Origin of the sequence: Agrococcus sp. ARC_14 (genome assembly GCF_022436485.1) — a bacterium.
Classification (GTDB): Bacteria; Actinomycetota; Actinomycetes; order Actinomycetales; family Microbacteriaceae; genus Agrococcus.
This window is the reverse complement of sequence record NZ_JAKUDO010000002.1, coordinates 265,846-282,794: the sequence shown is the minus strand read 5'-3', so window position 1 is coordinate 282,794 and position 16,949 is coordinate 265,846. Positions and strand designations below refer to the sequence as shown.

The window sequence follows — 16,949 nt, the reverse complement described above, 5'->3', positions numbered from 1 at the left end:
GGGCGCCGACGGCAATGGGCGAGGTGCCGGCCTCCGCGGCTGGCTGCGGCTGCCGCTGCTCCTGCTATCGCGGAGCGCCGCCGCCATCCTGCAGCGGGAACCGCGGGGTCTCCGGCGGCAGCGGAGCCCCCGGTGCCTCCGGAGCACCGGGCAGCTCGGGCGCGCCCGGCGCGGTCGGGTCGAACCCGGGGTACCCCGGGGGCTGCTCCGTCGGCTCACCCGGCTCGCTCGGCACCGGCGGCTCGTCCGGCACCGTCGGCTCATCCGGCGCCGTCGGCTCGCTCGGCACCTGGGGCTCCTGCGGCTCGTCGGGCTCGCCTGCGCCGGGAACGTGTTCGAATCCAGCCATCTCACACCTCCATGTCGTCGCCGACGCCGGTGCGTCCGCGCACGAGTCACCCAACCGGAACCGTGCGTGGCCCGCTACCCCCGACCGCTGGAGCGGCCGTCTGGGACGGCCACGTCAGCCCGGAGCGACGATCGGCTCACCCACCGCATCCGGATCGACATCCGCATCCGCTGCCCCGCGTGGTTCGCCGCGCGCCGCGAGCGCGAGCACGAGCGACGCGATCACGAGCCCCAGCGCCGCGACCGTGAATGGCGCCCACCCGCCGGCCTCGAACGGCAGCCCGAGGGCCCATCCCCCGACCGCCGAGCCGACGTAGAAGCCGATGTTGTAGAGCGCACCCGACTGGCTGCGCACACCGGGCGCGGAACGGGCGCCGACCTGCGAGGCGGCTGTGGCGTGCGCGACGAAGAAGCCCGTCGTCGCCACCACCAGCCCGGCGATCACGAGCGGCAGCGGCTGCAGCGCGAGCATGACGAGGCCCACCAGCAGCGCACCGTGCCCGGCCACCATGGTCCAGCGCGCGCCGATGCGCGCCACGAACCAGCTCGAGCAGCGCGAGGCCACGGTGCCGGCCGCGTACGCGACGAAGATGAGCGAGGCGACCGCTGGGGCGAGGCCGTAGGGCGCTGCCTCGAGGCGGAAGGCGAGGTAGTTGTAGACGCCGACCTGCACGGCCACCAGCAGCAGGGCCTGCGCGTAGAGCGGCCACAGACCGGGGCTGCGCAGGGCAGCGACAAGCCGCCGCCGCCGGCTGCCCGCGTCTGGCACGGGAGGCACCGTGCCGCGGCCGCGCGTCGCGACCAGGAAGACAGCCACCGAGACCGCACCGAGCACCGCGACGACCAGCAGCGCCCAGCGCCATCCGAGCAGCGGCGCGATGGGTCCCACCACCAGCCGCCCGGCGGCGCCACCGACAGAGGTGCCGGCGATGTAGGCGGCCGCGACCGCCGCGGCAGCGCGGCCGCCCATGCGCTCGTAGGCGACCGCGATGCTGAGCGCCGGCACTGCACCGAGCACCGCGCCGCCGAGGAAGCGCGCGACCAGCAGCACCTCGACGGTCGGCGCGACGACGACCGCGAGCGCCAGCACGATCGAGCCGATCGCGGCGATCCGCATGGCGGGGATCTTGCCGATCCGATCGGCTGCGAACGCCCACGGGATGACGGATGCGGCGAGACCGCCGGTCGCGAGCGAGATGGTGAGCGCGGCCTCCGACGGGCTCGCGCCCAGCTCGCGCGCCAGCTGCGGCAGCGCGCCCTGGATGGCATAGAGCTGGCTGAAGGTCGCGAGCCCCGCGGCGAGCAGTGCGAGCGTGAGCCGTCGCTGCGTGATGACCGCAGGCGTCGCGGCGGTGCGGACGTCGATGCCGGACTCGCTCACGCTCCGACGGTAGATCGTGCATGCAGCGCATGACAAATGCGCTCTGTTCCCTCTCGCATACGCTGTGCACATGCTTTCCGATCCGCGCGACCCGCGCCTGCTCCGCGATCTGCCGGTGCTCGTCGCGCTGCGGCGCACCGGCAGCGTCACCGGTGCTGCCGACGAGCTCGGCATCCCCCAGCCCACGGCGACCCGCGCGCTGCAGCGGATCGCGAGCATCGTCGGTGCACCGATCGTGCACCGGGAGGGGCGTGGTGTCGCGCTGACACCCGCGGGCGCGGGCCTCGCCGACGCCGGCGAGACGGCGCTGCAGGCGATCGGCGACGCGCTCGCCACTGCCTCGCGGGCGCGCTCGATCGACGCCGCGGAGCTGGGGCTGGCGTTCCAGACGATGCTGGGCGAGAGCTTCGTGCCCGAAGCCATCCGCCGGTTCCGCTCGCGCTGGCCGACGGTCTCGTTCCGGCTGCAGCACGGAGCGCGCGCCCGCTGCATCGACGCGATCCTCGACGGCACGGCCGACATCGCCCTGGTCGCGAGCCCGCCCGCCGGGCACGGCAGCGTGACGATGCTCTATGCCGAGCCGCTCGTCGCCGTGGTCGCCGCCAGCCACCCGGTTGCGGCGATGCGAGAGGTGACGGTGGATGCGCTGCGCGCGTGGCCGCAGATCATGCTGGCGCCGGGCTTCGGCGTGCACGACGCCGTCGAGCTGCTCTTCGCCGCGGAGGGCACGGTGCCCGAGCCCACCCTGGTCGTCGGCGACTACCGCGCTGCCCGCGGCATGGCGGCCGCCGGCCTGGGCGTCGCGGTGCTGCCGCCGAGCCCCGCCTTCATCGACGACGGGGCCCGCGAGATCCCGGTGCGACATCCGTTGGCACGGCGCGAGATCGGAGCGATGGTCGCAGACGACCGTGACCCTGCGGTGCAGGAGCTGCTGCGCGCGTTCGTCGACACCGCTGCCCGCCGGGCGACAGCGCTCTCGTAGCGGTGCAGCGGTCGGGTGCGCCGCTCAGCCCAGCGAATGGTGCCGCGGCTCACCGCGCATGCGCCCGTCAGTCGTCGTCGCCGTCGAGCGGACCGTCGCGGCCGGGAGCCGGCTCGATGCCGGTGTCGCTCGCGCCGGCGTCGTCCGCGTCGGCCCAGTTGCCGCCGTCGAGGTCGGTGTCGGAGGGCCCGGCACCGAACGCGTCCGGCCCGCCGATGTCGGACCCGATCGGCTCGTTCGTCGGCGACTGCGTCCCGGGCGCGACGCTGTCGTCAGCGAAGGCAGCATCGGCCGCGGCTTCCTCGGTCGTGCGCGACCCGGGTCGCTCACCCGGGGAACGCACCTGCTCGTGGTCATCGTCGAATGCCTGCATGCCCGCGTCGGCGATGTCATCGGATCCAGTCATCTCGCCCCTCCTCACATCGGCGGACGGCGCTCGCCATCCGCTCCTGCCAGCCAAGCCCATGGCGCGGGAGAGCGCCAGGCCCCTTCGGGAGCGAGTGTCAGGCGACGAGCAGCCAGATGCCCGCCGCGGCCTGCGCGACCGCGATCACCATCGCGATCGCCACGAGCGTGACGTGCACCGTGAGGAACCGCGTCGGCTTGCCGTGCGCATCCCTCGCGCGCTCGTCGTTCGCCACCCGTCGCAGGAACGCCGGCCAGACGAGCAGGCTGAACGCCGCGCCGACCAGCAGCAGGACGGCACCGACGAGCGCGGCGTCAGGCATGCGCTGCCAGCACCTCGGCGAGCGTCGGGGCGGCGAGATCCTTCTCGCTGATGCGGCTGCGATCTGCCTCGTCGACGGGCAGCGGCCAGTCGATGCCGAGCGCAGGGTCGAGCGGCGTGATCGCGGTGCCCGTCATGCCGGGAGCCCACTCCTGGGTGAAGCAGTAGACGTACTGCGTCGGGGTGTCGCCCGTCGACTGGAAGCCGTTGCAGACGCCCTCAGGCACGAGGATCTGCACGCCGGGCTCGAGCGCCGCCTGGAAGACCGCGCCGCGCGTCGGCGACTCGGGCCGCGCATCCACCCACGCGCCCCACGCGGTGCCGTGCGCGATCGCGATGAGCTTCGTCATCGACTCGCCGTGCATGCCGCGGAGGGCGCCCGGCCGCGTCTCGGTGACGTTGACCTGCGGGAACGCGGGCATCGCCAGACCGGCCGCCTCGAACGCCGATGCACGGAAGAACTCGCGCACCGTGCCGCGATCTTCGCGCACCTGCTTCATGCGGATGAGCGTGAGGCCGTCGATCGTCGTCGGCTGGGTCTCGAAGTCGATGATCTCCACCACGCCCCCAGGCTACGGCAGTGGCGTCAGTCGTCCTCGCGCGCGGCGGCGATGCGCACCAGCTGGCGCAGCACGGCCTCGTCGACCTGCTCCAGCCGCTGCACGTAGACGCATCCCGCGCCCTCGGTGTAGGTGCCGAGGTCGGGCAGCAGCGCGGCGCCCTCCGGCAGATCCTTGAGCCCGTAGAGCGAGAGCGCGCCCTTGCGCGGCGAGAAACCGACCTTCGGCCAGTCGCCCTCGGTGCGCGAGGTCTTCGAGGGCGAGACGTAGTGATAGCTGCCGAACCCCACGATCGACGGGCCCCACATCACCGGCTCCTCGCCGGTCTCCTCACGCATGAGCTGCACGAGGCGCTGCCCTTCCTGCACCCTGCGCGCGGGCACCGCCGCATCGAGGAAGGCGTCGACGGATGCGTCGGTCGGCTTGGTCTTCGGCTCTGCCATGCGCTCAGGCTAGTTGGACGCACCCCGCCCCCGCACCGCGGTTCCGCTCCTGCCGTGCACGACGAAGGGGGCCCGGCTGATGCCGGACCCCCTTCGTGTGCAGTCAGATGACTACTTGTTGATCTTCGTGACCGTGCCAGCGCCGACGGTGCGGCCACCCTCGCGGATGGCGAAGCCGAGGCCCTCCTCCATGGCGATCGGCTGGATCAGCTCGACCGTCATGTCGGTGGTGTCGCCAGGCATGACCATCTCGGTGCCCTCGGGCAGCGAGATGACGCCGGTGACGTCGGTGGTGCGGAAGTAGAACTGCGGGCGGTAGTTCGTGAAGAACGGGTTGTGGCGGCCACCCTCGTCCTTGGCGAGGATGTACGCCGTGCCCTCGAAGTTCGTGTGCGGCGTGACCGAGCCCGGCTTCACGACGACCTGGCCGCGCTCGACGTCCTCGCGCTTGGTGCCGCGGAGGAGCAGACCGCAGTTCTCGCCGGCCCATGCCTCGTCGAGCTGCTTGTGGAACATCTCGATGCCCGTGACCGTGGTCTTCTGCGTCGCGCGGATGCCGACGATCTCGACCTCGGAGTTGATCGCGAGCGTGCCGCGCTCGGCGCGGCCCGTCACGACCGTGCCACGGCCGGTGATCGTGAAGACGTCCTCGATCGGCATGAGGAACGGCTTGTCGCGGTCGCGGACCGGGTCCGGGATGTTGTCGTCAGCGGCCTGCATGAGCTCCAGGACGGCGTCGACCCACTTCTCTTCGCCCTCGAGCGCCTTGAGCGCCGAGACACGGACGACCGGGGCGTTGTCGCCGTCGAAGTCCTGGCTCGAGAGCAGCTCGCGGACCTCCAGCTCGACGAGCTCGAGGATCTCCTCGTCGTCGACCATGTCGGACTTGTTGAGCGCGACCATCAGGTAGGGGACACCGACCTGCTTGGCGAGCAGCACGTGCTCACGGGTCTGTGCCATCGGGCCGTCCGTGGCGGCGACCACGAGGATTGCGCCGTCCATCTGGGCAGCACCCGTGATCATGTTCTTGATGTAGTCAGCGTGACCCGGGGCGTCGACGTGCGCGTAGTGGCGCTTCGGCGTCTCGTACTCGATGTGCGAGATGTTGATCGTGATGCCGCGCTGGCGCTCCTCGGGAGCGGAGTCGATCGACGCGAAGTCGCGCTGCACGTTGGTCGCCGACGGGTACTTGTCAGCAAGGACCTTCGAGATCGCAGCCGACAGCGTCGTCTTGCCGTGGTCGACGTGACCGATCGTTCCGATGTTGACGTGCGGCTTGGTCCGCTCGAACTTGGCCTTAGCCACTGTGTCCTCCTAGGACTGTTCTCATGTGTGCACCGCCGCATCCGCGACGGTCCTTCGGGGTGGTGTTGATCTATCGTACTTCGGCTACGGATTCAAGAAAAACCGAGCCGTGGACGGTGGGTGTCGGGGCGCCCTCGCGGGCGCCCCGACAGCGTCACTCGCCCTTGCTCTTCTGGACGATCTCGTCCGAGACGGCCTTCGGCACCTCGGCGTAGCTCGAGAACTCCATCGAGTAGACGGCACGGCCGGACGTCTTCGACCGCAGGTCTCCGACGTAGCCGAACATCTCCGACAGCGGCACGTTGGCCTTGATGACCTTCACGCCCTGCGCGTCCTCCATCGACTGGATCTGCCCGCGTCGCGAGTTCAGATCGCCGATGACCTCGCCCATGTACTCCTCGGGCGTGCGCACCTCGACCGCCATGAGCGGCTCGAGCAGGATCGGCTGCGCCTTGCGGGCCGCCTCCTTGTAGGCCATCGAGCCGGCGATCTTGAACGCCATCTCCGAGGAGTCGACGTCGTGCGCAGCGCCGTCGAGCAGCGTCGCCTTGACGCCGACCGTCGGGAAGCCGGCGAGCACGCCGACCTGCATCGCATCCTGCATGCCGGCATCGACCGAGGGGATGTACTCGCGGGGCACGCGGCCACCGCTCGTCGCGTTCACGAACTCGTAGGTGCTCTCGGACGTGACCTCCATCGGCTCGAGCTTGATCTGCACCTTGGCGAACTGACCGGAGCCACCGGTCTGCTTCTTGTGGGTGTAGTCGTACTTCTCGATGGTGCCCTTGATGGTCTCGCGGTACGCGACCTGGGGCTTGCCGACGTTCGCCTCGACGTGGAACTCGCGCTTCATGCGGTCGACCAGGATGTCGAGGTGGAGCTCGCCCATGCCCTTGATGACCGTCTGACCGGTCTCGGGGTTGTTCTCGGTGCGGAAGGTCGGGTCCTCCTCGGCCAGCTTCTGGATGGCCGTGCCGAGCTTCTCCTGGTCAGCCTTCGTCTTGGGCTCGATGGCGACCTCGATCACCGGCTCCGGGAACGTCATCGACTCGAGGACGACCTGGTTGGCCGGGTCGCTCAGCGTGTCGCCGGTGGTCGTGTCCTTGAGGCCGATCACCGCGTAGATGTGGCCCGCCGACATCGAGTCGACCGGGATCTCCTTGTTGGCGTGCATCTGGAAGATCTTCCCGATGCGCTCCTTCTTGCCCTTGGTGGAGTTCGCCACCGCGGCACCCGAGTCGACGTGGCCCGAGTAGACGCGCACGTAGGTGAGGCGGCCGAAGAAGGGGTGCACCGCAACCTTGAACGCGAGCGCCGCGAACGGCTCGTCGCGGTCTGCGTGGCGCTCGATGATCTTCTCTTCATCGCGCACGTCGTGGCCGGGGATGGCGGGCACGTCGAGCGGCGTCGGCAGGTAGTCCACGACCGCGTCGAGCATCGGCTGCACACCGCGGTTCTTGAACGCGGAGCCGCAGAGCACGGGGTAGATCTCGGAGGCGACGGTGAGCTTGCGGATCGCGGCCTTGATCTCTGCGACCGTGAGCTCCGCGCCCTCGAAGTACTTCTCCATCAGCGCGTCGTCGGTCTCGGCGACCGTCTCGAGCAATGCTGCGCGGTACTCGGCAGCCTTCTCCTTGAGGTCCTCGGGGATCTCCTCGATGGCGTACTCAGCGCCCATCTTGACGTCACCCTTGGAGTCTCCACGCCAGGTCTTCGCGTTCATCTCGACCAGGTCGACGATGCCCTCGAAGCCCGACTCGAAGCCGATGGGCAGCTGGATGACGAGCGGACGAGCGCCGAGGCGGCTCACGATCGTGTCGACCGTGTAGTAGAAGTCGGCACCCATCTTGTCCATCTTGTTGACGAAGCAGATGCGGGGCACGTCGTACTTGTCGGCCTGACGCCAGACGGTCTCGGACTGGGGCTCGACGCCCTCCTTGCCGTCGAAGACGGCGACCGCGCCATCGAGCACGCGCAGCGAGCGCTCGACCTCGACCGTGAAGTCGACGTGGCCGGGGGTGTCGATGATGTTGATCTGGTTGTTGTCCCAGAAGCAGGTCACGGCAGCAGACGTGATCGTGATGCCACGCTCCTGCTCCTGCTCCATCCAGTCCGTCGTCGAGGCGCCGTCGTGGGTCTCGCCGATCTTGTGGTTGACGCCCGTGTAGAACAGGATGCGCTCGGTCGTGGTGGTCTTGCCAGCATCGATGTGCGCCATGATGCCGATGTTGCGGACCTTGTTCAGGTCGGTGAGTGCGTCCTGTGCCACAGGGTTCCTCCGATAGGGGATGGGGCTGAAAGTTGAGGATGGTGGGGGCGGGGGTCACGACGCGTCGGCCGAGACCCCCGCCTGCCGATCACCAGCGGTAGTGCGCGAAGGCCTTGTTCGACTCGGCCATCTTGTGCGTGTCCTCACGGCGCTTCACAGCGGCGCCGAGGCCGTTGGAGGCGTCGAGGATCTCGTTCATGAGGCGCTCGGTCATGGTCTTCTCGCGACGCGCCTTGGCGTAGGAGACGAGCCAGCGCAGCGCGAGCGTGTTCGCGCGGTGCGGCTTGACCTCGACGGGCACCTGGTAGGTCGAGCCACCGACGCGGCGCGACTTGACCTCGAGGGTCGGGCGGATGTTGTCGAGGCCCTTCTTGAGCACGGCAACAGCGTCCTGGTCGGACTTGGTGCCGACGCCGGCGAGCGCGCCGTAGACGATGCGCTCAGCGAGGCCCTTCTTGCCGTCAAGGAGGATCTTGTTGACGAGCTGCGAGACGATCGGTGCGCCGTAGACGGGGTCAGCAACCACCGGGCGCTTGGGTGCGGGTCCCTTGCGAGGCATTACTTCTTCTCCATCTTCGCGCCGTAGCGGCTGCGAGCCTGCTTGCGGTTCTTCACGGCCTGGGTGTCGAGCGCGCCACGCACGATCTTGTAGCGCACACCGGGGAGGTCCTTCACACGACCGCCGCGGACGAGCACCATCGAGTGCTCCTGGAGGTTGTGGCCCTCACCGGGGATGTAGGCCGTGACCTCGGTGCCGTTCGAGAGCTTGACGCGTGCGACCTTGCGGAGCGCGGAGTTCGGCTTCTTGGGCGTGGTGGTGTAGACGCGGGTGCAGACGCCGCGCTGCTGGGGGTTCGCCTTCAGGGCGGGCGCCTTGGTCTTGGAGACCTTCGGCGTCCGGCCCTTGCGGACCAGCTGCTGGATTGTGGGCACGTTGCTTCTTCCTGCTGCACGGTGACAGCTCTTCGATGTGGTGTGCCGGCGATGCCGGCTCCATCGGGAACCCACCGCGCACGCTCGCGCGTGCCTCTTTCGGGAGTGGTGGGTATGCCGTGGGGGCCCCAGGCTTGGGCCCGGATCCCGAGTGCACTCTCGCGATCCCCACGCATGACGCAGGGCACGCGAATGCGCACACCCGCTCAATGTTACTCGGGTGGAGAAAGACGGTCAAGCGCGAGCCCGCACGTGGTTCCGCAGCTCGTCCGAGAGCGAGCCCGTCGGCTCGAAGCGCGCCGCCAGCGCGATCCCGTCGCAGAGCGCCAGCAGCAGCTCCGTCGGCGCCAGCAGCGGCACGTCGAGGTGCAGCAGCACCGCGCGCCGCTCCCCCGGCACCGTCAGCCAGTAGTCCGCTGCGAGGGAGGGCAGCGTGCCCTCCTCGCCCGGGTCGCGGATGCTCGGGCGACGCAGGATGCGCGAGGCCCCTGCCCGGAAGACGCGGTCGTCATCGCCCGGGATCGCACTGCCGCCGAAGGGCTCGTGCGCCGCCCGCAGCACGAGCGGCACGAGCGCGGCCATCACCGCATCCGGCGCCGTGCTCTCCGCAGTCGAGACGGGCACGCCCTGGTACACGGATGCGACGGCGGGCATGGGCACGTCGGCACCGTGCCCGACCCCATCCGTCGGGATGCCCTCGAGCGAGATGCCGAGGTGCAGCTGCTCGGCCCGACCCGCTTCGGCGCGCTCGAGTGCAGCCTCGATGCGGCGTCGCAGCGCGATGCGGATCCCGGCACGGTCGTCGGCGCCGCCGTGCAGCTCCTGCGCCAGCTCGCGGATGCGCTGCCTGGCATCGGGCGAGCCGATCGGTACGGTGAACCAGCGCCCCGGCAGCGCCAGCGCGAGCCTCATGCCCCGGCCTCCACGCGCGTGCGCATGCTGAAGAGCAGCTCGCCGCCCGCCGCGACCGCGCCCGTCAGCCCTGCAGCCGCGATCGGCTCGCGCGGCGGCACGGTCGCCCGCACGCCGTCGACGAGCCGCTCGATCGCGATGCTGCCGGTGATCGCTGCGCCGTGCGCGGCCCGGAGCGCCGCGAGCACCGCGAGCGCGACCGCGCCGGACGGATCCGCACGCGCCGCCCTGTCCGGGCCGGACGCATCCGCTGCACGGAGCCCCGACCCGTCGTCCTCCAGCAGCACCCGGACGCGCGCAGCCCGCACGCCAGGCAGACCGGCGACGGCGATCGCCGCCTCGACCTGCACGACGCCCTCCACCGCCGCGATGGCCGCCTCGACCGCCGCATCCCTGCCGATCGCCGCCATGTCAGTCGCCTCGCTCGAAGACGGCGACGTGCTGCTGCTCGACGCCGACGAAGTAGCGGTCGAGGTCGTGCAACGCCATCCAGGTGCCAGCGAGCGAGCCGGTCTTGTCGCCCTGCTCCTGCATCGTCTGCTGGTAGCCGAGGCCGTGGTGGGGCACGGGGCCTGCGATCGCAGGCGGCTCGACGCGCACGGTCGTGCGGTTGGGGTCGTCGGCGTGACAGGGCTTCGACGGATCCTCGGTGTGCGGCACGGGGTCGAACACGGCACCGGTGCCTCCGCTGTGCTCGAACGACAGGACGGGGATGTGTGTCGGGATCGCGGCGTCGTCGATGCTCGCGCCCGCGACGATGACCGCGTCGATGGCGTAGGTGGCGGCGAAGTCGGGGTCGGCTGCGAGGTTGGCGGCGGTGATGCCGCCGAGGCTCCACCCCGTGAGCACCACGCTCGCGCCATCCGGAACCCCGGCCTCGACGCACGCCTGCCGCACGGCCTGCTCGAGCTGCGTCGGGCCGTCGCCGAGCTTGGCCGCGAGGTCGGAGTGGAGGTCGTTGATCGATGCGGTGCCCGGCAGCCATTGCTGGGTGCTCGGCACGTTGATGCGGTAGACCGTCTGACCGTCGGGACCGGTGACTGCCGTCACGGCGATCATGCTCGAGTGCTTGGGATCGGAGTCGGGACTGCCGGTGTGGGCGTCGACCGCGCGGTTGTCGGCCTGCAGCCGCGCGAGGTAGTCGCCCCAGGTGCCGGCCTGGCCGTGCTTGGGCGTGAGCGCCGCATCCCACAGCAGCACGGGCGAGCCGTCGTCGCCGGCGATCAGCCAATCGGCGAGCCACGGCAGCGTGCCGCGCAGCCAGGCGATCGTGCCCGCGAGCAGCGCCGCCTCGAGCGAGCCGGTCTCGACCAGCGTGCCGATGAACGCCTCGCCACCACCTGTGAGCACCCAGGTGGCGAGCATGAGCAGCATGAGGCCGCCGATGATGAGCCCCACGAGGCCGGTCGCCAGCAGCGCGAGGGCGAGCGCGGCGATCACGACGACCGCGATCGCAGTGACGACGATGGCAGCGAGCCATGCGAGCACCTCGACGAGCGCATCGGCGATCGCTTCGAAGAAGTCGCCGACGGCGCCCCAGACGTCGTCCCAGAAGGAGTCGTTGATCGCGGCGTCGTCGATCTCGTCGCGAATGCGGGCCTCGGCGAACGCCGCGGCCTGCTCCTTGTGCTCGCCAGCGGCGCGCCAGGCGGCCTCCGCCTCGGCACGGACGCTGGCCTGCGTGTCGACGACGGCCTGCTGCTCGGCGACCAGCAGCTCGTGCGAGGTGGCGGATGCGTCGTCCGCGGCATCGAGGCGGTCGCGCTCGGTCACGGCCTCCTGCAGCCGTGCATCGGCGGCGTCCCACTGCTCGATCGCCTCGTCTGCGCTCGCCTGCGCGATGCGCAGCTGCTCGGCGTAGTCGACGAGCGCCGTGCCGGTGACCTCGTAGCGCGAGGTCGCGCGGTCGAGCTGCGTCGACACCTCCCCCGCCGCATCGCGCACTCGGTCGAACGCACGCGCGACCGTGGAGTCCTCGTCGCGGATCTGCTGCAGGTGCACGATCGCCTGCTCGATCGCCGCGGCCGTGCGGCGATACGTCTCGCCGTGGCCCTCGACGACGGGCCACTCGCCAGAGAGCTGCGGGAGGCTCACCGATCTGCCGCCAGCCGCACGTCGAGCTCACGGAATGCCATCGTGATGCCCGCGACCGCGTCAGCCAGATCCTCTGCGGCCTCCTGGAACCGCTCCCGGTTGTCGTCCCAGCTGTCGGCGAACTCGCGCACGCGGCCGGCGAGGCCGTCGTGACCGACCGCTCCGGCAGCGGCCTCGCTCGTGTCGTCGGAGGCGGAGAGCTGCGTCGCGACGAAGCCGAGGTTCGTGACCGCTCCGTCGAGCGTCTCGTAGGTGATGCGGATGTCGGACATCGTGCCTCCCTGCCTGCTGCGACGCTATGACCGACCGCGCCGCCGCAGAATGGGCAGGTCTGCCCATATGCGAACAGGGGCCCGACCGTCATGGTCGAGCCCCTGCTGCAGTGCTGTCGGTATCAGCTGCCGGCGAGCTGCTCGTCGAGCGACTGGATGGCCTGCATCATGCCGCGCAGCGCCTCACCCATGTCAGAGATGCCCTCGATCGCCTGGTCAAGACCAGTCGTGAGCTCCTCATAGCCCTCACCGAACTTGCCAGACGCGTGCTGCGTCTTGAAGTCCTCACCCAGCAGCGTGTCGACCTGGCTCTTCAGGTCCTTGAGCACACCCGAGATGTCCTCCTTGCCCGTGTCGAGCTTGCCCGCCACAGACTCCATCTCAGAATAAGAAGCTCCGAAGTCGCTCATTGGTCCGATCCCTTCATCGTTGCCGATGCATGGCCCAGCCGGACCATCCGACCACCACCGTACGAAGCGACCGGGTCCGGCTCAATGGGGAGGACTCCCCATCGAGCCGACCGTCGAGCCGGCCGGCGCCGTCGGCGTCAGCGCAGGTCGAGCTCGTGCAGCGTGCCGAGCTGCGCCGCGCGCGCCCGCTCGGCAGCGTCCGCCGCGAGCAGCCCTCGCTGCTCGAGCGCGGCGAGCGCCGCGTCGCGGTCGGCGAGCACGGCCTGCCGCTCGGCAGGCGCGATCGCATCGATCGCGGCGCGCAGCGCCCCCGCGTCCTCGGGCGGATGCGCGGCAGACTCGTCGACGACGGGCGCCGGCGATGCGGGGCGCGAGAGGAGCAGCTGCAGCGCGGCAGCGAGCACGGCGATGATGATCGCGGCGATGATCGGCACCGACCAGCCCGACCAGGGCGCGTAGCCGGCGGTCTGGGCGAGCCCACCGCCGAACCACAGCGCGATGGCGCCGAGCACCGCTGTCGCGATCGAGACCCAGCTCCACAGCGGCGAGCGCCTGCGGCCGCGGGCGATCCAGAAGCCGAGGATCGCCAGCTGCACGAGCGCGCCGATGGCGAAGCAGACGCCCGCGATCGGCGCCGACTCTGCGATCGGCATCCGCCAGATGCCGACGGGGTCGCCCAGCAGCGATGCCATGCCGATGAGGGGCGCCAGCACCACGGCGACCAGTGCGAGGCCGACGGCCCAGCCGCCGACGTCGCGGGCCGCAGCGCCGGGCGTGCGCGGCGCGACGAGTGCGGCCAGCGACGCGCCGTCCCGGCCGGCGAGCGCGAGCGCATCCGGATGCCGCTGCAGCGCGTAGGCCTCGAGCATGCCGAGACGCGGGGAGGCGCTCGCTGACTGGTGCTCGGCCCAGGCCAGCGCGCTGTCGTGGCTGAGGCTCATGCGCCGGTGCCCTCGCGCCAGACGGCGTCCGTGCCGAGCGCCTCCGCCGGCGGCTCGCTCGATCGGAACGGCCCAGCCGGTCCCTCGATCGAGACGGAGCCTGCGAACGCATGGAAGCTGGAGACCACGTCGGCCACGAATCCGGGCAGCGTCGGCTCGAGCCGCAGGTGCGCGACGGCGAGCTCGTCGCTGCAGATGATGTCGACGCCGACGAGCTCGACCGGCGTGCCCGACTGCTCCTCCAGCTGCTGCTCGCGGAAGACGCGCTGCACACCGGGCCCGATCTCTGGCAGCTCGATCGGCGAGAGTGCGCCGTCGACCGTGGACCAGTCGATGGGCTCATCGATGGCGCCGAAGGCGACGTGCACGATCGCCACCCGCAGCTCCCGCACCGGCCAGTACTGGAAGCAGAGCGCATCGTCGAGCCGCCGCCGTGCGAGCCCGTGCTCGAGCGCCGCCGGCACGAGCACCTCGTGCTCTGGGTGCCAGCGCTCGCCCCAGTCCTGCCGCAGCTCCTCGGCGCGTGCGGCGACCCACGCATCCGCGTCGATCTCCTCGCGCACCGGGATCTCGAGCCAGCCGGGCTCCTCGGTCTTCGCGGTCACGCTCCAGCCGATCGTCTCCTGCATGCCTCGAACCTATCGCCGACGGCGGCCTGCAGCCTTAGAAGCCCATCCACTTGAGGGGCGGGAACCTGTCGGTCAGCCCCTCGGTGCCCGCGACCTGCGTGCCGTAGGTCGTCAGCTTGATCGCGTTGCCAATGTAGGAATGGCCGAAGTCGAAGCCCACCGCGAGCCTCGACGTCCAGTCGATGCCCTCCTCCATCACGTTGCCGAGGGTGGCGAAGTCGTCGAGGCTCTTGCCCGTCATCAGCTTCGTCATGAAGCCGCCGAGGCCGTTGTTGTTGAGCTGCCAGAACGTGCTGGCGCTCGCGCGGAAGCCCTGGAAGCCGCCGCCCGCGAAGCGCGACGCCATCGAGAGCGTGCGCATCTGGCTCATCGCGGCCGAGTACGTCGAGGGCTTGAACGCGCCGCCGGCGATGTCGCCCAGGAAGCTGATCGCGCCCGACTTGCCCTGCGCGAGCTTGCCGAGCGAGCCGAAGGGGATGACGCCCACGATCGCCAGCGCGAGGTCGAGCTTCGAGGCGTCGCCTCTGGCGTACTGGTAGATCGTCAGCGCGAGCGTCGCGACGGCCACGATCGCGGCGAGCGCAGCGATGATCGGCCCGCCGATGATGAGGCCGACGACCGCCAGCACGAGGCCGACGACCGCGAGCACCTTGAGGGCACCGGCGACGAAGCCGTCGAGGTCGTCCCAGAAGGAGTCCTTGATCTTGCCGGCCAGCGCGTCGCCGACGTCGCTCGCCGCCGTGTCGAACGCGGCCTCCCACGAGTCGTAGTCGACGTCGAAGGCCCGCGCCTCGGCCTCCCAGGCCTCGTAGGCCTCGCGCGCAGCCTGGTCCTGGGCGGCCTGCTCCTCGGCTTCCGGGCTGCCGGCATCGGGCTCACCCCAGCCGCCCGTGTCGCGCGGCTCGACGGATCCCGGCAGTGCCTGCAGGGTCTCCCAGAGGGTCTGGCAGTTCGTGACATGCCCGTCGATCGCCGGCTGGTCGACGGCGAGCGCGACGCCGTAGGCGTACACGACGGGACCGGTGGGTGTGTAGAGCTGGCCGGCCTCCTTGAGCGTGCCGTGCACGTCGCCGACGCCCTCGCGCAGCTTGTCGGCCGCCTTGCCCTCGAGGCCGTCGGTGCCGTCCGCCAGCCCCTTGAGGATCGTGGCGCTGTCGGTCATCATCGTGCCGAGGTTCTCGATCTCGGTGCCGCGAGCCTTGATGGCATCAGGGTCGCCGACGACGGTCGCGATCGTGCGCCCCTTGGGCGAAGGGTTCATCCACGTCATCGTCTGCTCCTCAGCCTTCCGTCATGCTGGCCGTGGTCTCGACGTCCCAGTCGGTGAACCCGTCCAGCACGCCCTGCACGTGCTCCTGCACCTTCTTGATGCCATCGCGCAGCTCGTCGCGCTTGTCGTCCCAGCGGTCCTCGAAGTCCTCGACGGCCTCGCGCAGGTCGTTGCGGCCGTAGGGGTCGCCGATGGCGCCCTCGAGCACGTCGGCACGGTCCTCGGCGTTGTCGAACTCCGTCACGATCGACTTCAGGTAGTCGTTCAGCGTGCCGAGATCCTCGAACTTGATCAGGACATCCATCGTGTCTCCTCGTCGTGCCGTCGGTGCCGGGGCCTTGACCCCAACCTAGGGAACGGATGCGCGTCGCACGATGGGGAGGAGTGCCCATGCCCTCGGGTCGGCCGGGTCGGCTGCCTCAGCGCGCCCAGCGCAGCGTGGCGACGCAGGCGTCGAAGAGGCGGAGCATGGTGACGAGCGCCGGATCGTCGGCGGGGAACTCCGCTCCCCTGGTGATCACGAGCGTCAGCTGCAGCGCCCTGGCCTGCTTGGAGCCGGGGATGGGCGTGAGGTAGACGACGGTGCGCTGCTTGGCGGCGTCGGTGCCGATCATGCGATCGGTCTCGCGCTCGTAGCGGATGAAGCGCTTGTCGTCGTGGAGGGCGGTCGCGCCCTCGCGGATGCGCTGCGCCATCTCCTGCTGCAGCGACACGTCGGGCTGCGGCGTGCGGATCGTCGCGATGAGCGACGCCGGCAGGAAGGCCCAGTCGGGCGCACCCGGCTCCGGGCCGAAGTGCGCGACGGCCTCCAGCTTGCGCATCGCTGCGAACGATTCCTCGAGCTGCGCCTTGAGCTGGGCGTACAGGTCGGGCCGGTGCGCCTCCATCAGCCGCCGCTTCGCGGCCTGCAGCATGCGCTGCTCGGTCTCGGCAGCGACGTCGTGCCGCGCCCAGCCCTCCGGGAGCTCGAGCTCGAACTCGGGATCGGCGGGCGCGCCGAGCTCTTCGCGCAGGGAAGCAGGAGGGTTCGCGTCAGTCACGCGACGACCCTAGCCGCGCCGTCTGAATGCCGAGCCTCTCGGCACACGAACAGGGGCCCGACCGTCATGGTCGAGCCCCTGTTGCAGTGCTGTCGGTATCAGCTGCCGGCGAGCTGCTCGTCGAGCGACTGGATGGCCTGCATCATGCCGCGCAGCGCCTCACCCATGTCAGAGATGCCCTCGATCGCCTGGTCAAGACCAGTCGTGAGCTCCTCATAGCCCTCACCGAACTTGCCAGACGCGTGCTGCGTCTTGAAGTCCTCACCCAGCAGCGTGTCGACCTGGCTCTTCAGGTCCTTGAGCACACCCGAGATGTCCTCCTTGCCCGTGTCGAGCTTGCCCGCCACGGACTCCATCTCAGAATAAGAAGCTCCGAAGTCGCTCATCGCGTCTCCTCCTCGAATCGAGTTCTGCGGCCCGACCGGACCACCTG

At 70.4% G+C, this 16,949-nt stretch carries 22 protein-coding genes; 1 reads left to right on the top strand and 21 read right to left on the bottom strand.

Annotation, left to right across the window (positions count from 1 at the left end; all coding sequences use genetic code 11):
- Positions 1-64 precede the first annotated feature (64 nt).
- Positions 65-349 (bottom strand): hypothetical protein, encoded by a 285-nt coding sequence (locus MKD51_RS14555; RefSeq protein WP_240241205.1) that lies wholly within the window; start codon positions 347-349, stop codon positions 65-67.
- A 114-nt stretch (positions 350-463) separates the two neighbouring features.
- Entirely contained in the window at positions 464-1,729 is a 1,266-nt protein-coding gene (locus MKD51_RS14550; RefSeq protein WP_240241204.1) for an MFS transporter, read from the bottom strand.
- A 70-nt stretch (positions 1,730-1,799) separates the two neighbouring features.
- Between MKD51_RS14550 and MKD51_RS14545 the strand changes: the two genes are divergently transcribed.
- Entirely contained in the window at positions 1,800-2,711 is a 912-nt protein-coding gene (locus tag MKD51_RS14545; RefSeq protein WP_240241203.1) for a LysR family transcriptional regulator, read from the top strand.
- A gap of 67 nt (positions 2,712-2,778) precedes the next feature.
- On the opposite strand, the gene MKD51_RS14540 is transcribed toward MKD51_RS14545, so the two are convergent.
- From MKD51_RS14540 to MKD51_RS14450, 19 genes are all read right to left on the bottom strand, one after another.
- Positions 2,779-3,117, bottom strand: a complete 339-nt coding sequence (locus MKD51_RS14540) for a hypothetical protein (RefSeq protein ID WP_240241202.1) — start codon at positions 3,115-3,117, stop codon at positions 2,779-2,781.
- 97 nt (positions 3,118-3,214) lie between these two features.
- Complete coding sequence (locus MKD51_RS14535) at positions 3,215-3,439, bottom strand: hypothetical protein (RefSeq protein WP_240241201.1); 225 nt, start codon at positions 3,437-3,439, stop codon at positions 3,215-3,217.
- Positions 3,432-4,001, bottom strand: a complete 570-nt coding sequence (rfbC, locus tag MKD51_RS14530) for a dTDP-4-dehydrorhamnose 3,5-epimerase (protein WP_240241200.1) — start codon at positions 3,999-4,001, stop codon at positions 3,432-3,434. Before rfbC ends, MKD51_RS14535 begins: the two co-directional genes overlap by 8 nt.
- 23 nt (positions 4,002-4,024) lie before the next feature.
- Positions 4,025-4,441 (bottom strand): DUF1801 domain-containing protein, encoded by a 417-nt coding sequence (locus MKD51_RS14525; RefSeq protein ID WP_240241199.1) that lies wholly within the window; start codon positions 4,439-4,441, stop codon positions 4,025-4,027.
- 111 nt (positions 4,442-4,552) lie between these two features.
- Positions 4,553-5,746: an elongation factor Tu gene (tuf, locus tag MKD51_RS14520; protein WP_240241198.1), complete on the bottom strand. Its 1,194-nt coding sequence runs from the start codon at positions 5,744-5,746 to the stop codon at positions 4,553-4,555.
- A gap of 154 nt (positions 5,747-5,900) precedes the next feature.
- The gene (fusA, locus tag MKD51_RS14515; RefSeq protein ID WP_240241197.1) at positions 5,901-8,015 is read right to left on the bottom strand and encodes an elongation factor G; all 2,115 of its coding nucleotides are present in this window, start codon (positions 8,013-8,015) and stop codon (positions 5,901-5,903) included.
- An 88-nt stretch (positions 8,016-8,103) separates the two neighbouring features.
- On the bottom strand, positions 8,104-8,574 hold the full coding sequence (rpsG, locus tag MKD51_RS14510; RefSeq protein ID WP_240241196.1) for a 30S ribosomal protein S7: 471 nt from the start codon (positions 8,572-8,574) through the stop codon (positions 8,104-8,106).
- Positions 8,574-8,948 carry a 30S ribosomal protein S12 gene (gene rpsL, locus MKD51_RS14505; protein WP_047561483.1) on the bottom strand — a complete coding sequence of 125 codons (375 nt, stop codon included), beginning with the start codon at positions 8,946-8,948 and terminating at the stop codon, positions 8,574-8,576. Before rpsL ends, rpsG begins: the two co-directional genes overlap by 1 nt.
- Positions 8,949-9,182: 234 nt before the next feature.
- Entirely contained in the window at positions 9,183-9,860 is a 678-nt protein-coding gene (locus MKD51_RS14500) for a hypothetical protein (RefSeq protein WP_240241195.1), read from the bottom strand.
- Entirely contained in the window at positions 9,857-10,270 is a 414-nt protein-coding gene (locus MKD51_RS14495; protein WP_240241194.1) for a hypothetical protein, read from the bottom strand. Before MKD51_RS14495 ends, MKD51_RS14500 begins: the two co-directional genes overlap by 4 nt.
- Position 10,271: 1 nt before the next feature.
- Positions 10,272-11,954, bottom strand: a complete 1,683-nt coding sequence (locus MKD51_RS14490) for a hypothetical protein (RefSeq protein ID WP_240241193.1) — start codon at positions 11,952-11,954, stop codon at positions 10,272-10,274.
- Positions 11,951-12,226, bottom strand: coding sequence for a hypothetical protein (locus tag MKD51_RS14485; RefSeq protein ID WP_240241192.1), 276 nt, complete (start codon positions 12,224-12,226; stop codon positions 11,951-11,953). Before MKD51_RS14485 ends, MKD51_RS14490 begins: the two co-directional genes overlap by 4 nt.
- 122 nt (positions 12,227-12,348) lie before the next feature.
- Positions 12,349-12,636 carry a WXG100 family type VII secretion target gene (locus tag MKD51_RS14480; RefSeq protein ID WP_083587280.1) on the bottom strand — a complete coding sequence of 96 codons (288 nt, stop codon included), beginning with the start codon at positions 12,634-12,636 and terminating at the stop codon, positions 12,349-12,351.
- Positions 12,637-12,773: 137 nt separating this feature from the next.
- Positions 12,774-13,577, bottom strand: a complete 804-nt coding sequence (locus MKD51_RS14475; RefSeq protein WP_240241191.1) for a hypothetical protein — start codon at positions 13,575-13,577, stop codon at positions 12,774-12,776.
- Positions 13,574-14,206, bottom strand: coding sequence for a hypothetical protein (locus MKD51_RS14470; RefSeq protein ID WP_240241190.1), 633 nt, complete (start codon positions 14,204-14,206; stop codon positions 13,574-13,576). Before MKD51_RS14470 ends, MKD51_RS14475 begins: the two co-directional genes overlap by 4 nt.
- Before the next feature lie 34 nt (positions 14,207-14,240).
- Entirely contained in the window at positions 14,241-15,476 is a 1,236-nt protein-coding gene (locus tag MKD51_RS14465) for a hypothetical protein (protein WP_240241189.1), read from the bottom strand.
- Between the two features lie 10 nt (positions 15,477-15,486).
- Positions 15,487-15,780, bottom strand: a complete 294-nt coding sequence (locus tag MKD51_RS14460; protein WP_240241188.1) for a hypothetical protein — start codon at positions 15,778-15,780, stop codon at positions 15,487-15,489.
- A gap of 115 nt (positions 15,781-15,895) precedes the next feature.
- Complete coding sequence (locus tag MKD51_RS14455; protein WP_240241187.1) at positions 15,896-16,516, bottom strand: hypothetical protein; 621 nt, start codon at positions 16,514-16,516, stop codon at positions 15,896-15,898.
- 98 nt (positions 16,517-16,614) lie between these two features.
- Complete coding sequence (locus MKD51_RS14450) at positions 16,615-16,902, bottom strand: WXG100 family type VII secretion target (RefSeq protein WP_083587280.1); 288 nt, start codon at positions 16,900-16,902, stop codon at positions 16,615-16,617.
- Between the last annotated feature and the right edge of the window lie 47 nt (positions 16,903-16,949).